Source organism: Streptomyces sp. NPDC016459 (assembly GCF_040632845.1).
GTDB lineage: Bacteria > Actinomycetota > Actinomycetes > Streptomycetales > Streptomycetaceae > Streptomyces.
In genome coordinates, this window is the sequence record NZ_JBEYCR010000007.1 from 266,227 (window position 1) to 278,965 (window position 12,739).

A 12,739-nucleotide genomic window follows, 5' to 3' on the forward strand; every position below is an offset into this window, starting at 1 on the left:
GGAAGGGCAGCAGTGACGATGAGCGTCGACACCACGACCACCGAACCCACCGAGTACTCCGCGTCGGAGACCGCGCGGCGGATCCTCACGACCGCAGGCGACACCTGGGCGGTGGTGGGGCTCTCCTCGAACCAGGGGCGGGCGGCCTACGGGGTGGCGGCCGTCCTGCAGCGCTTCGGGAAGCGGATCGTCCCGGTCCACCCGAAGGCGGAGACGGTCCACGGCGAGCAGGGGTACGCCTCGCTCGCCGACATCCCCTTCCCGGTCGACGTCGTCGACGTGTTCGTCAACAGCGAGCAGGCCGGCGCGATCGCCGACGAGGCCGTCGCGATCGGCGCCGGCGCGGTCTGGTTCCAGTTGGACGTGATCGACGAGGCCGCGTTCGCCCGTACCCGTGCGGCGGGGCTCGACATGGTCATGGACCGCTGCCCCGCGATCGAGATCCCGCGTCTCGGTCTCGGCTGATCGGCTCCGGCCCCGGTGTCTCGCTCGGCCGAGGCCGATCCGATCCCGGGGCACACCCCACCGGGCTCCGCCTCAGCCGATGGGGACGCCGAGGCCTTCCAGGACGACGGCGCCCGGGAGTTGGGCGAAGGCCTTGCCCGGCAGGATGAGCTTGCCGCGGCGGCGGCCGCTGCCGACCAGGACCCACTCGGTGTCCACCACGGCGGCGTCCACGAGGAGGGGCCAGGCGGCGGGGAGGCCGACGGGGGTGATGCCGCCGTACTCCATGCCCGTCTCGCCGGTCGCGGTGTCCATCGGCGCGAACGAGGCCTTGCGGGCGCCGAGATGCCTGCGTACGACCCCGTTGACGTCGACCCGGTCCGCCGACTTCACGACGCACGCGGCCAGCGTCGTCGCCTCCCCGCGTCTGCCCGCGACGATCACGCAGTTGGCGGACCGGTCGAGCAGCGCGGGCCCGTGGTGCTCCACGAAGACGGCGGTGTCGGCGATGGCCGGATCGGTGTCCACGTACAGCAGTTGATCCGCCGGTACGGGCCCGGTCCAGGCCCGGACGGCGGCGGCGACGGGCCCGGTCAGGAGGTCGAGGCCGTCGGGGGCGGGCGTGGCGTCGTCGAAGTCTCCGATGGGTGCGCGCATGCGTCGCACGCTAACAACCGGCGCGCGGGTCGCGGTCGCCCGTCTCAGCGTACGGGCGGGATGGAGACGGCCATGGTCATCTCGGCGGGTTCGGCCCCGTCGTTGCGGTAGGCGTGCGTCGTGGAGGCCTCGAAGACGGCGGAGGTGCCGGCCGGCAGGGTGTGCTCCTCGCCGTCGACGACCAGGGTGAGGACGCCGGCGGTGACGTGGAGCAGTTCGACCGTGCCCTCCGGGTGCGGGTCGGAGGCACTGCCGTCGCCGGGCATGAGGGTCCAGGACCAGAGCTCCAGGGGGCCGCGGGCCTCGGACCCGACGAGGAGCGTGGTGTGGCTGCCGGTGGAGGTGGACCACATGCGGACGGCCTGGTCGGGCGGGACGAGCCGGACCTGGGGGCCCTGCTCGTAGTCGAGCAGGGTGGTGATGGAGACGCCGAGGGCGTCGGCCAGCTTGACGGTGGTGCCGACGCTGGGGTTGGTCCGCGCCTGTTCGATCTGGATGATCATGCCGCGGCTGACGCCGGCCCGTGCGGCGAGGGCGTCGAGGGTGAGACTCCGCTCCTTGCGCCAGCGCTTCAGGTTCCGGGCGAGCGACTGCGTGAGCTGATCGAGGTCCGACACATTCCGTCCAATATTATGGATGACAGAGTTCAATACACTGAACTACGGTGGGGTGCACCCGATTGTTCACTGCACTGTACTGCCGTCCCGAGACTTGCGAGGACCCATGACCGCCTTGTTCGCCCTGGCCACCAGCCTGCTGTGGGGCCTCGCCGACTTCGGCGGCGGGCTCCTCACCCGCCGGATCCCGGCCCTCACGGTCGTCGTGGTCTCCCAGCTCCTCGCGGTCCTCGTCCTCGGCGCCGTCGTCCTCGCGACCGGCGCCTGGACGGAGGCGGGGCCGCAGCTCTGGTACGCCGTGGGGGCGGGCGTCGTCGGCCCGGCGGCCATGCTCGCCTTCTACAAGGCGCTGGCGCTCGGCCCCATGGGCGTGGTCTCCCCGCTCGGCTCCCTCGGCGTCGTCGTCCCCGTCTCGGTCGGCCTCCTCGTCGGCGACCGCCCGGGGCTGCTCCAGTTCGCCGGGATCGGGGTGGCGGTCCTCGGCGTGGTCCTGGCCGGCGGCCCCGAGCTGCGCGGGGCGCCGGTCCAGCGCCGGGCGGTCCTGCTGACCGTGGTCGCGGCCTTCGGCTTCGGGTCGGTGATGGCGCTCATCGCGGAGGCCTCCACGACGGTCACCGGCCTCTTCCTCGCCCTGTTCGTCCAGCGCGTCACCAACGTCCTGGTGGGCGGCGGAGCCCTGTACGCCTCGGTGAAGCGCGGCGGCCGGGCCCTCCCGGAAGGGGGCCCGCAGGTGATCCGGGCGGCCCTCCCGGCCCTCGCCTTCGTCGGCCTCGCCGACGTCGCCGCCAACGGTACGTACGCGATCGCCGCCCAGCAGGGCCCCGTCACCGTCGCCGCCGTCCTCGCCAGTCTCTACCCGGTGGTGACCGCCCTCGCGGCCCGTGGCGTCCTCAAGGAACGGCTCCGAGCGGTCCAGGCGGCCGGCGCGGGCCTCGCCCTGGTGGGCACGGTCCTGCTCGCGACCGGCTAGCACCCGTCCGGAAAGTCCCGCCCGGCCGGCGCCCCTCCGGAGAGTCCCTCCCGGCTCTGCTTCCCGGGAAGTCCCCGGCCGCTCACGGGGAGACGGTCTCGGAGCTGCCCGTACGCCCGGCCTCCCAGGCCGCGAGCGCCTCCAGCTGCGCGGCGGTGACATGTTCCGGGATCGGGACGGGGGCCGGAGTGCGCAGCGGCGGTTGCCAGCCCTTCTCCGGGTCCCAGCCGCGGACGACCCGGGCCGGGGCGCCCGCCACGACCGAGTGGTCGGGCACCTCACCGCGCACCACCGCGCCCGCCGCGACGACCACGTTCCGGCCGAGCCGGGCGCCGGGAAGGATCACCGCGCCCGTGCCGAGCCAGCAGCCGGGGCCGATGGTGACCGGCGCCGAGCGCGGCCACTGGCGGCCGACGGGCTCGTCCGGGTCGTCGTAACTGTGGTTGGTCGAGGTGATGTAGACGTACGGGCCGCAGTAGGTGTCGGAGCCTATGGTCACCTTCGCGTCGGCGATGACATGGCTGCCCCGGCCGAGGACGACCCCGTCACCGAGGGTCAGGACCGTGTCCGTGCCGAGGTCGAGGCCCGGCAGCATGCCGGCCGTCAACGTGACCTGTTCGGCGACGATGCAGCACTCGCCGATCTCGATCCACCGCTCGCCGAAGACCGTGCCCTGCGGGAAGGCGAGCCGGGTGCCGGCGCCGAGTCTGCGGAAGCGCAGTTTCCCGGGGTGTTCGGCGGTGACGGAACCGGCCTCCTGCACCCAGCGCCAGCCACCCTGCACGGCACGCGCGAGGACCCGGCGCCGCCAGGCGGCGAGAGAGGAGAACGTGTTTCTGTTCCTGGGCACCCGGACACCGTAGTCGGCGCCGTCGTGCCTGATCGGTGCGGTGCGCTGTGATGTCCGTCATGAGCACGGCATAGGGTGCGGCCGGGGGCATCCCCGGGCGTGGCACGACGGCTGACGATCAGGAGCGAACCATGACAGAGGCGTTGATCAGGGGTGTGGGCGGCAAGGAGCCGCTCATCGACCCGACCGCCTTCACCGCCCCCACTTCCGTGATCCTCGGCGAGGTGACGCTCGGCCCCCGCGCCAGCATCTGGTACCACACGGTGCTGCGGGCGGACTGCGGTCCCATCGAGATCGGCGAGGGCGCCAACGTCCAGGACGGCACCACCGTCCACGTCGACCCCGGCTTCCCCGTCTCGATCGGCGCCCGTGTGACCGTCGGGCACAACGCGACCGTGCACGGCTGCGTCATCGAGGACGACGTCCTCGTCGGCATGGGGGCGACCGTCCTCAACGGGGCGCGGATCGGCGCCGGCTCGCTCGTCGCCGCGCAGGCGCTCGTCCCGCAGGGGATGGAGGTCCCGCCGGGGTCGCTCGTCGCCGGCGTCCCGGCGAAGGTGCGTCGTCCGCTGACCGACGAGGAGAAGGCGGGCATCCGGCTCAACGCCGAGATGTACCTCCACCTCGCCAGGAGCCACGCCGAGGCCTTCGAGGCCTCCGAGAACTGAGCGGGCCTGAAACAGGACCGAGCAGGTCCGAGCAGGACTGAACCGATCCGAGAGGGGACGGAAGACGTCCGGCCCGTGGACACGAAGGAGGGCGGCACCCTCGACGGATGCCGCCCTCCTTCACGTACGCGCGTGAACTCCCCTACGCCCCGGGGGACGTCAGTCCGCGACCCCGACCGGTTCCGGCGCGGCCTCGACGGCCTCCGCACGCTCCGCGTGCTCCGCCGCCGCCTTCTTCGCGCGGTTCTTGATGATCAGCATCGAGGCGACGCCGATCAGTACGGCGAGGACGAGGCCGAGCCACGAGAAGCGCTTCAGCCACGCCTCGGCGACGATCCCGACCGAGTAGATGACGGCCGTCGTGCCGCCCGCCCAGAGGATGCCGCCGAAGACGTTGGCGATCAGGAACTTCCAGTACGGCATGTGGAGCACGCCCGCGAGCGGCCCGGCGAAGATGCGGAGCAGGGCGACGAAGCGGCCGAAGAAGACCGCCCACATGCCCCACTTCTGGAAGGAGCGCTCGGCGAGGCCGATGTTCGCCTCGCTGAAGTGCTTGGGGAACTTGCCGCCCAGCCAGGCGAGCAACGGCCGCCCGCCCTTGCGACCGATGGCGTAGCCGATCGAGTCGCCGATGATCGCTCCGGCGATGGCGCAGGCGCCGAGCACCCACGGGTTGATGTCGCCGTGCTGCGAGGCGAGCAGCGCCGAGCTCACCAGCACGATCTCGCCCGGCAGCGGGATGCCCAGGCTCTCGAGCCCGATCACCACTCCGACAAGGACGTAGACGGCGACCGCGGGGATCGTCTCCAGCCACTCCTGGACGTGCAACGCGGCTTCCTCCCGTTTCGACTGCCCTGCCGCACCGGCCCGTGGTCGGGAGTCCGGCGCAGGCGCGCGCCGCGGCGGGCACGCCGGGGCAGCCTACCCGGTCGCGGCGGGCCGCCCGGAGCGCGGCCGCCCCCGCACCCATGGGGGTACGGGGGCGGCGCGCGGTGTCCGGGGTCAGGCGTTCGGGCGCAGGGTCCAGACGACGGTCATCTCGCCGGTCACGGCGCCGTCCTCACGGGTGATGTCGATCCGCACCGGGAACTCCGGCCGCTCACCGGCGTCGAGCTCGGCGACGATCTCGGCGGGCGGGCGGCCCAGGGTGGCGGTGGCGGTGACGACGCCCATGGCGAGCTTCTTGTAGCCGATCTCGGCCCTGACGGCGAGGGGCACCGCGCGGCCCAGCTGGTCGCCGAACGCGGCGAGCACGATGGCGCCGCTGGCGGACTCGGCGAGCGTGAACATCGCTCCGGCGTGCGGACCGCCGAGGTGGTTGTGGTAGGCGGCCTGGTCCGGCAGGCGCACGACGGCGCGCTCGGCGGTGGTCTCCAGGAACTCCAGGTTCAGGGTTCCGGCCATGGGCACCGTGGCGGCGAGCATCTCGCCGACGGACATCTGGTCTGCGCTCATGACCGTGATGTTACCCACGGGTAGCACTCTTGGCCATCCCCTCGCGGTCCCCCGGTGCCGGGGCGGGCATGGTCGCCGGACCCGGGCACCTCTATGGTTACTGGCCATGTGGCCAGGACAGCAGCCGCCCGGGGGCGAGCAGAACCCGCAGGACCAGAATCAGAACCCCTACCAGCAGTCGGGGTACCAGCAGCCGAACCCGTATCAGCAGCCGCCGGCCCAGCCCGGGTACCAGCAGCCGCCGACACAGCCCGGCTACCCGCAACAGCCGCCGGCGCAGCCGGGGTACCCGCAGCAGGGGTACGGACAGCAGCCCGGTTACGGCCAGCCGAACCCGTACCAGCAGCCGACCGTGCCGCAGCAGTACGCGGTGCCCGGCCCGGGTGTGCCCGGTGGTCCCGCCGGCGGGAAGAGGAAGCAGACGACGCTGGTGGCGATCGTCGCCGCCGTCGCCGTGGTCGTCGCGGCCGGTGTCACCGGCTTCCTGGTGCTCGGCAAGGACGACGGGAAGCAGCCGACCGCCGACGGCACGAACCCGTCCGCTCCGCCCTCCGCGCCGGCGAGCCCGTCGACGGACCCGAGCGGCACCCCGTCGATCGCCAACCCGCGCGACGGCGCCGCCCATCAGCCGACGATCCCCGGCTGGAAGGTCGTCTACAACCCGAAGTACAACACCCTCTTCGACGTACCGCCGGAGTGGGAGGTGATGAAGTCGGGGATGATCACCGCGTTCGAGGACGAGAAGAAGAACGACGGCAGCCCCCTGATGACGATGACGTCGCCGACGCGCCTCAAGAGCGAGTGGTGCACGTACGACGTCGACAAGAACGGCACCCCCGAGACCTGGGGCCTGAGCACCGCGGGCACCAAGGGCGGCCAAGGCGCCAAGAACACCGCGGACGCGGCGTACGGCGAGGCCGGATCGTGGGTGTGGGGCGGCTACGCGCAGCACATGCCCAAGAACACCATCAAGATCACCAAGGCCGTTCCCTACAAGACGGCCTCCGGGCTCACCGGCAGCATGGCGACCGCAACGGCCCCGGGCGTCAAGAAGCGCAACAAGTGCGAGACGGACGGCAAGTCGATCGCCTTCACCTTCAAGAACGCCGCGGGCGACTTCACGACCTGGGTGCTCTACGCGGTCGACGGGGTCGCGGGCGAGCTGCCGGACACCACCATCCGGCAGATCCTCTCGACGGTCCGCCTGGCACCGGAGTCCTGACCCGCCGGTTCGGCGGACCGGCCGAGGGACCGGTCCGCCGAACCGGACGGCGTCCTGGGCCGGGCAGTCAGGGAGCGGCGTGGATGCCGGCGGGGCCCGGCAGCCGGGTCGTGGCTCGGGCAGCGGGTCAGGTCCACCGATAACGGCTTGGCATCGGGGCAGGTCAGCGGGGATAGTCCCGGGGTGACCAGTCCCGCCGCCGCCACCCGCCGCACCCCGCTCGGTTCCCGCCGCCCCGAGTGGGCCGGCCGCAACTACGTCCTCCTCACCGCCGCCACGATCGTGACCAACCTCGGCACGCACGGCGCTCTGATCGCCACCACGTGGGCGGTCTTCGAAGCCGAGGGCGACGCGGGCGACGTGGGGCTCGTGGCGATGGCGCGCTTCCTGCCGCTCGTCCTCTTCCTGCTGATCGGCGGCGCCGTCGCCGACCGGGTGCCCCGGCACCGGGTGATGGTCGCCGCCAACGCCCTCAACTGCGTCTCGCAGGCCGTCTTCGCCGCCCTCGTCCTCGCCGGCGAGGCACGCATCTGGCAGATGATGGTGCTCACCGCGCTCTGCGGCACGGGCCAGGCGTTCTTCAACCCGGCGGCGGAGGGCATGCTGCTGTCCAGCGTCAGCGGCGAACAGGCGAGCCGTGCCTTCGCCGTCTACCGGATGGCCATGCACAGCGCGACCATCGGCGGCGCCGCGCTCGGCGGCGCCCTCGTCGCCTTCGTCGGACCCGGCTGGGTGCTGCTGATCGACGCGGTCGCCTTCGCCGTCGCGGCCGGGCTGCGCGCCTTCCTCGACGTGAGCGGCATCCCCGAGCGCGCTCCCGGCGGCGGTCTCTTCGCCGATCTCCGGGAGGGCTGGCACGAGTTCGTCGGCCGGCCCTGGCTCTGGTCGATCGTCGCCCAGTTCTCCGTGGTGGTGGGGCTGATCGGGGCCGTCGAGTCGGTGTACGGGCCGCTGGTCGCCCGCGCCGACCTGGGCGGCGCGCGGCCCTGGGGCCTCGCGCTCGCCGCGTACGGCGTGGGGACGCTCGCGGGCGCCGTCCTGATGGCGCGGTGGAGGCCGCGGCGGATGCTGTTCGTCGGGACGCTGTGCGTGTTCCCCATCGCCCTGCCGTCGGCGGCGCTCGCCGTCCCGCTCGACGCGGTGGGGCTCGCGACCGCCATGTTCGTGAGCGGCGTGGCCATCGAGGTCTTCGGCGTCTCGTGGATGACGGCCCTGCACCAGGAGATCCCGGAGGAGAAGCTGTCCCGGGTCTCGGCCTACGACTGGTTCGGCTCGACGGCCCTGCTGCCGCTGACGACGGCGCTGGCGGGCCCGGCGGAGAGCGCGTTCGGCCGGAGCGAGGCACTGTGGGGCGCGGCGGCGCTCATGGTGCTCGTCACGGCCCTGGTCCTGGTGGTGCCGGACGTACGGAATCTGACCCGGCGTCCGCACACGAAGGAGATCCCGGGCCCGGCTCCTGTCCCAGCGCCCGTGCCGGGCCCGGCCCATGTGCCTGCGCCTGCCTCCGCTTCCGGTTCCGGTTCCGCCTCAGCCGATCCCGAAGGCACCGTCCGGCGGAACGGGTGAGGGTACGGCTCCCGCGTCGAGGACCGGTTCCGCGGCTCCCGTGAGCCGCCCGAGCGCCTTCCCGTGCTCCACGCGCGCGGGGAAGACGTCGGCCGCGGCCCGGCGCGCGAGGTGTGCGATGTCGATCTCCCGACCGGAGGCGACCAGGACCGCGTTCCCGAAGCGGCGGCCCCGCAGTACGGCCGGTTCGGCGACCAGGGCGAGCTCGGGGAAGACGGCGGCGAAGGTGGCGAGCTGGGAGCGGAGGAAGGCGAAGGGAGCCCCGTCGGCCAGGTTGGCGGCGTAGATCCCGTCGGCTCGCAGGACGCGCCGGACCTCGCGCGCGTACTCGACGGACGTGAGGTGAGCGGGCACCCGCGAGCCGCCGAAGACGTCTCCGACGACCAGGTCGGCCGAGGCGGCGGGGGCCGTCTCCAGCCACCGTCTGGCGTCGGCGGCGTGCACGGTGATCCCGGAGCCCGGGGGCAGCGGCAGGTGTTCCGCGACGAGCGCGAGCAGTCCCCGGTCCGCCTCCACGACGTCCTGGCGCGAGCCGGGGCGGGTGGCGGCGACGTACCGGGGCAGGGAGAGCGCCCCGCCGCCCAGGTGCAGGACGTCGAGCGGGGTCCCGTCGTCGGCGGCGCCGTCGACGACATGGGCGAGCCGGCGCGCGTACTCGAATTCCAGGTACGCCGGGTCGTCGAGGTCGACGTACGACTGGGGCGCGCCGTCGACCGTCAGGAGCCAGGCCCGCTCCCGGTCCACATCGGGCATGAGGCGCGCGGTGCCCTGGTCGACCTCGCGGATGACGGGGATCTGCTCGTTCACGGGGTCATTGTGCCGGGGGCGGCGACAGGGCGAGTCGGCCGGCCTGACGGGGCCGGCGGCTCAGAGGTGCTTGGGGGCTCAGAGGTGCTTGAGGGCCTCGCGGGTGGAGAGCGGGGAGAGACGGGCGGTGTGCGCGGTGACGAAGGCGCGGACCTCGTCGGGGGCGGTCTTGGCGTACTCGCGCAGGGCCCAGCCGATGGCCTTGCGGAGGAAGAAGTCGGTGTCGGGCGCCCGGCGCAGACAGTGGGCGAAGAGCCGGTCGGCGTCCGTGGCCCCCTTGAAGCGGAGCTGGTGGAGGAGCGCGGTGCGCGCCACCCACGGGTCCTCGTCCTCGATCCACTCGTCCATGCGGTCACCGAGGGCCGGGTCGGCCGCGACGAGGCCGCCGACGACGTGGGCGGCGAGGTGGTCGACGGTGTCCCACCACGGGACGGTGGTGACGAGCCGGCGGGCCACGGGGAGGAAGCCGGAGGAGCAGCGCTTCACGTGGCGGCGGAGGTAGTCGACGGCGAAGTAGTGGTACTCGCGCTCGGGCAGCGCGAAGCAGCGCAGGGCGACGGCGGTGCAGTCGGCCTCGTCGGGGGTCGGGGTGCCGTCGAGGACGGTACGGGACAGGGCCCGGCGCTCGGGGGTGCGCACGCCCAGGAAGGGGGCGACGCCCTTCATGTACGCGACCATCTCCTGCGCCCGGAAAGGGTTTCCGGCGGGTGGGTAGACGCTGGTCAGCCGATCGAGCACGGTGTCGGCGAGGGCGCTGCGGGGCCCGTCGGCGAGGCCGTCGTCCGGCGGCGCGATGTCGGTCATGGGTCTCCCTGCCCTGGGGGCGTCCAGATCCCGGCCCGGACGGGCAAGACGCACGGGACGCCAAGCCCCCGGGCCGGACAGGCAAGACGCACGGGTCGTCAAGCTCCCGTCCGGACGGACATGACGCACATTACGGCGATCATACGGACGCGTCCGTTAGTCTCCCCGGATGCTCGCTCCCGTGCCCCGGCCGCCGGGCTCCCTCGCCGTCCGTTGCTCCCGGGCCCTGCTCTCGCCCCGCGCGCGGCTCTCCCTGCTCGCCCTGCTGCTGCTCACGGCGGCGGCCCTCGTGGTGCTGTACGAGCCGCAGCGGCTCCTCTCATCGGGCTGGCCGCCACGGACGAGCGGCGCCGGGGCGCTGCTGCTCTTCGGCCTCGCGTACGGGGTGTGCACGGCGGCCTTCGTACCGCGGCCGGTGCTCAATCTGGCGGCGGGCGCGCTGTTCGGTTCCGCCGCGGGTCTGACGGCGGCGATCGCGGGGACGGTCCTGGGCGCCGGGATCGCGTTCACCCTCGGGCGGCTCCTCGGGCAGGACGCGCTGCGGCCGCTGCTGCGGGGCCGCTGGCTGACGGCGGCGGACGGGCAGCTGAGCCGGCACGGGTTCCGTTCGATGCTGGCGATCCGACTGTTCCCCGGGGTGCCGTTCGCGGCGGCCAACTACTGCGCCGCGGTCTCCCGGATGGGGTACGTGCCGTTCCTCCTCGCGACGGCGATCGGTTCGGTGCCGAACACGGCGGCGTACGTGGTGGCGGGCGCCCAGGCCGGTGAGCCGGGCTCGCCGGCCTTCCTCTTCTCCGCCGGCTTCATCGTCCTGTCGGGTCTGGCCGCGGCGGTGGTGGCCTGGCGCAAGCGCCACGCCCTGCGGGCCCCCGCACGAAACCCGGTTCCCTCCCCGGCGCCGGACGGCGCGCCGGAGCCGGAGCCGGTGGGCATCGCCCGCTGACGATCGAGGAGAGCGCCTCGACAGGAGGTCCCTCGGGGCGGCGCCCTGGCGACGGCGAGATCCTCGGCGCGCACCTCCGGACACCGGGCCGTCGGACGGCGGGGCGGGTCCGACGGACCCTCAGGAGGCCTGAGCACGGGCGATTCACCTCGGGACGGTACGCTGCGCACGACCTTCTGACCGCACACGTACATAACGGGACGGCCCTAGCCCCATGAGTTGGTTCGAATCGTTCATCCTCGGACTCGTCCAGGGGCTGACGGAGTTCCTTCCCATCTCCTCCAGCGCGCACCTCCGGCTCACCGCGGCGTTCGCCGGCTGGCACGACCCGGGCGCGGCCTTCACCGCGATCACCCAGATCGGCACGGAGACAGCGGTCCTCATCTACTTCCGCAAGGACATCGCCCGGATCGTCTCGGCCTGGTCCCGCTCCCTCACGAACAAGGCGATGCGCTCGGACCACGACGCCCAGATGGGCTGGCTGGTGATCGTGGGCTCGATCCCGATCGGTGTCCTCGGCGTCACGTTCAAGGACCAGATCGAGGGCCCCTTCCGCGACCTGCGGCTGATCGCCACCACGCTGATCGTCATGGGCGTCGTCCTCGGCATCGCGGACCGGCTGGCCGCGCGCGACGAGGCCGGCGGGCGCCACCGGGTGGTCCGCGAGCGCAAGACGCTCAAGGAACTCGGCGTGAAGGACGGCCTGATCTTCGGCCTCTGCCAGGCGATGGCCCTCATCCCGGGCGTCTCGCGCTCGGGCGCGACGATCTCCGGCGGCCTGCTCATGGGCTACACCCGCGAGGCGGCCGCCCGCTACTCCTTCCTCCTCGCGATCCCGGCGGTCCTCGCCTCCGGCGTCTTCGAGCTGAAGGACGCGGGCGAAGGCCATGTCTCCTGGGGCCCGACGATCTTCGCCACGATCATCGCCTTCGTCGTCGGGTACGCGGTGATCGCGTGGTTCATGAAGTTCATCACCACCAAGAGCTTCATGCCCTTCGTGATCTACCGCATCCTCCTCGGCATCCTGCTCTTCTTCCTGGTCGGCACGGACGTCCTGAGCCCCCACGCGGGCGAGTCCGCGGACTGAGCGACCTTCGGCCCGGGTGCCGCGGCGCCCCGGTTCCGTCCCGCTCCCCCGCCACAACCGCGCGGACCCCGCACGCCTCTTGGCCCCGGGCGTCCGCTGCCCGACACTGAGCCGATGACGCAGCGCGTGGACCTCGCGACCGTGATGGACCGAATCGCCGTCGACGACCTGGTCACCGGGTACGCGGCAGCCGTGGACGACGCCGACTGGAGCGCGTACCGGGAGCTGTTCGTCCCCGACGGTCGGGCCGACTACCGGGGGTCGGGCGGGATCGAGGGGCCGGCCGCCGAGGTGGCCGGCTGGCTCGCCGAGACGATGACGCTCTTTCCCGTACGCCAGCACCTCATCGTGAACCGGCGGGTCAGCTTCCGTGAGCCGCCCGGGTATCCGGAAGAGGGTGACGCGGCCGACGTCCGCGCCGACTACGTCAACCCCATGCGGTTCGCCTCCGGCGAGGACTTCGTCTGCGGGGGGCGCTACGCGTTCACGGCCCTGCGGACCGCCGTGGGCTGGCGGCTGCGCTCCGTCGTCGTCGACGAACGCTGGCGCCGGCACCCGTGAGCCTGCCCGCGCCATGTGTCCTTCGGACCAGGCCGAACTCCTGGGTCCCGTGGGGCCGCGCCCCGCTCCGTCACGCCCGACACTGAAG

The 12,739-nt window shown here is 73.0% G+C and carries 15 protein-coding genes; 8 read left to right on the plus strand and 7 right to left on the minus strand.

All coding sequences use genetic code 11. From position 1 onward, the window contains the following. The first annotated feature begins 18 nt into the window (after positions 1 to 18). A complete protein-coding gene (locus ABZ567_RS19790) occupies positions 19 to 465 on the plus strand; it encodes a CoA-binding protein (protein WP_360791504.1) in 447 nt (148 codons plus the stop codon). Between the two features lie 72 nt (positions 466 to 537). Here ABZ567_RS19790 and ABZ567_RS19795 read toward each other — a convergent pair whose 3' ends face one another. Beyond that, positions 538 to 1,101 (minus strand): YbaK/EbsC family protein, encoded by a 564-nt coding sequence (locus tag ABZ567_RS19795; RefSeq protein ID WP_360791507.1) that lies wholly within the window; start codon positions 1,099 to 1,101, stop codon positions 538 to 540. Positions 1,102 to 1,145: 44 nt separating this feature from the next. Next, on the minus strand, positions 1,146 to 1,718 hold the full coding sequence (locus ABZ567_RS19800) for an XRE family transcriptional regulator (protein WP_360791510.1): 573 nt from the start codon (positions 1,716 to 1,718) through the stop codon (positions 1,146 to 1,148). 106 nt (positions 1,719 to 1,824) lie between these two features. Here ABZ567_RS19800 and ABZ567_RS19805 point away from each other — a divergent pair, with 106 nt between their 5' ends. After that, a complete protein-coding gene (locus tag ABZ567_RS19805) occupies positions 1,825 to 2,688 on the plus strand; it encodes a DMT family transporter (RefSeq protein ID WP_360791512.1) in 864 nt (287 codons plus the stop codon). Positions 2,689 to 2,770: 82 nt separating this feature from the next. Here the strand turns inward: ABZ567_RS19805 and ABZ567_RS19810 are convergent, their stop codons facing one another. Then, a complete protein-coding gene (locus ABZ567_RS19810; protein ID WP_360791514.1) occupies positions 2,771 to 3,538 on the minus strand; it encodes an acyltransferase in 768 nt (255 codons plus the stop codon). 131 nt (positions 3,539 to 3,669) lie between these two features. On the opposite strand from ABZ567_RS19810, the gene ABZ567_RS19815 reads away from it, so the two are divergent. After that, positions 3,670 to 4,206: a gamma carbonic anhydrase family protein gene (locus ABZ567_RS19815; protein WP_360791517.1), complete on the plus strand. Its 537-nt coding sequence runs from the start codon at positions 3,670 to 3,672 to the stop codon at positions 4,204 to 4,206. Positions 4,207 to 4,365: 159 nt separating this feature from the next. Here the strand turns inward: ABZ567_RS19815 and ABZ567_RS19820 are convergent, their stop codons facing one another. Further along, positions 4,366 to 5,034 carry a DedA family protein gene (locus ABZ567_RS19820; protein ID WP_360791520.1) on the minus strand — a complete coding sequence of 223 codons (669 nt, stop codon included), beginning with the start codon at positions 5,032 to 5,034 and terminating at the stop codon, positions 4,366 to 4,368. A gap of 174 nt (positions 5,035 to 5,208) precedes the next feature. Beyond that, complete coding sequence (locus ABZ567_RS19825; RefSeq protein ID WP_360791522.1) at positions 5,209 to 5,661, minus strand: DUF4442 domain-containing protein; 453 nt, start codon at positions 5,659 to 5,661, stop codon at positions 5,209 to 5,211. 106 nt (positions 5,662 to 5,767) lie between these two features. Between ABZ567_RS19825 and ABZ567_RS19830 the strand changes: the two genes are divergently transcribed. Then, positions 5,768 to 6,883 carry a hypothetical protein gene (locus ABZ567_RS19830; RefSeq protein ID WP_360791524.1) on the plus strand — a complete coding sequence of 372 codons (1,116 nt, stop codon included), beginning with the start codon at positions 5,768 to 5,770 and terminating at the stop codon, positions 6,881 to 6,883. 183 nt (positions 6,884 to 7,066) lie between these two features. Then, a complete protein-coding gene (locus ABZ567_RS19835) occupies positions 7,067 to 8,449 on the plus strand; it encodes an MFS transporter (RefSeq protein WP_360791526.1) in 1,383 nt (460 codons plus the stop codon). Here the strand turns inward: ABZ567_RS19835 and ABZ567_RS19840 are convergent. Further along, positions 8,411 to 9,256 carry a fused MFS/spermidine synthase gene (locus tag ABZ567_RS19840; protein WP_360791528.1) on the minus strand — a complete coding sequence of 282 codons (846 nt, stop codon included), beginning with the start codon at positions 9,254 to 9,256 and terminating at the stop codon, positions 8,411 to 8,413. The genes ABZ567_RS19835 and ABZ567_RS19840 overlap by 39 nt on opposite strands. Before the next feature lie 78 nt (positions 9,257 to 9,334). Next, entirely contained in the window at positions 9,335 to 10,060 is a 726-nt protein-coding gene (locus ABZ567_RS19845) for a DNA alkylation repair protein (protein ID WP_360791530.1), read from the minus strand. 169 nt (positions 10,061 to 10,229) lie between these two features. Between ABZ567_RS19845 and ABZ567_RS19850 the strand changes: the two genes are divergently transcribed. From ABZ567_RS19850 to ABZ567_RS19860, 3 genes are all read left to right on the plus strand, one after another. Then, positions 10,230 to 11,003, plus strand: coding sequence for a TVP38/TMEM64 family protein (locus ABZ567_RS19850; RefSeq protein WP_360791533.1), 774 nt, complete (start codon positions 10,230 to 10,232; stop codon positions 11,001 to 11,003). A gap of 214 nt (positions 11,004 to 11,217) precedes the next feature. After that, complete coding sequence (locus tag ABZ567_RS19855; protein WP_360791536.1) at positions 11,218 to 12,090, plus strand: undecaprenyl-diphosphate phosphatase; 873 nt, start codon at positions 11,218 to 11,220, stop codon at positions 12,088 to 12,090. A gap of 114 nt (positions 12,091 to 12,204) precedes the next feature. Continuing rightward, positions 12,205 to 12,651: a nuclear transport factor 2 family protein gene (locus ABZ567_RS19860; RefSeq protein ID WP_360791538.1), complete on the plus strand. Its 447-nt coding sequence runs from the start codon at positions 12,205 to 12,207 to the stop codon at positions 12,649 to 12,651. Positions 12,652 to 12,739 lie beyond the last annotated feature (88 nt).

What these genes read in the sequence shown, in the direction of transcription:
- ABZ567_RS19850 (WP_360791533.1), top strand. Translation starts at nt 10,230, where the DNA reads ATGCTCGCTCCCGTGCCCCGGCCGCCGGGCTCCCTCGCCGTCCGTTGC.
- ABZ567_RS19845 (WP_360791530.1), bottom strand. Translation starts at nt 10,060, where the DNA reads ATGACCGACATCGCGCCGCCGGACGACGGCCTCGCCGACGGGCCCCGC.
- ABZ567_RS19825 (WP_360791522.1), bottom strand. Translation starts at nt 5,661, where the DNA reads ATGAGCGCAGACCAGATGTCCGTCGGCGAGATGCTCGCCGCCACGGTG.
- ABZ567_RS19855 (WP_360791536.1), top strand. Translation starts at nt 11,218, where the DNA reads ATGAGTTGGTTCGAATCGTTCATCCTCGGACTCGTCCAGGGGCTGACG.
- ABZ567_RS19805 (WP_360791512.1), top strand. Translation starts at nt 1,825, where the DNA reads ATGACCGCCTTGTTCGCCCTGGCCACCAGCCTGCTGTGGGGCCTCGCC.
- ABZ567_RS19790 (WP_360791504.1), top strand. Translation starts at nt 19, where the DNA reads ATGAGCGTCGACACCACGACCACCGAACCCACCGAGTACTCCGCGTCG.
- ABZ567_RS19830 (WP_360791524.1), top strand. Translation starts at nt 5,768, where the DNA reads ATGTGGCCAGGACAGCAGCCGCCCGGGGGCGAGCAGAACCCGCAGGAC.
- ABZ567_RS19795 (WP_360791507.1), bottom strand. Translation starts at nt 1,101, where the DNA reads ATGCGCGCACCCATCGGAGACTTCGACGACGCCACGCCCGCCCCCGAC.
- ABZ567_RS19815 (WP_360791517.1), top strand. Translation starts at nt 3,670, where the DNA reads ATGACAGAGGCGTTGATCAGGGGTGTGGGCGGCAAGGAGCCGCTCATC.
- ABZ567_RS19860 (WP_360791538.1), top strand. Translation starts at nt 12,205, where the DNA reads ATGACGCAGCGCGTGGACCTCGCGACCGTGATGGACCGAATCGCCGTC.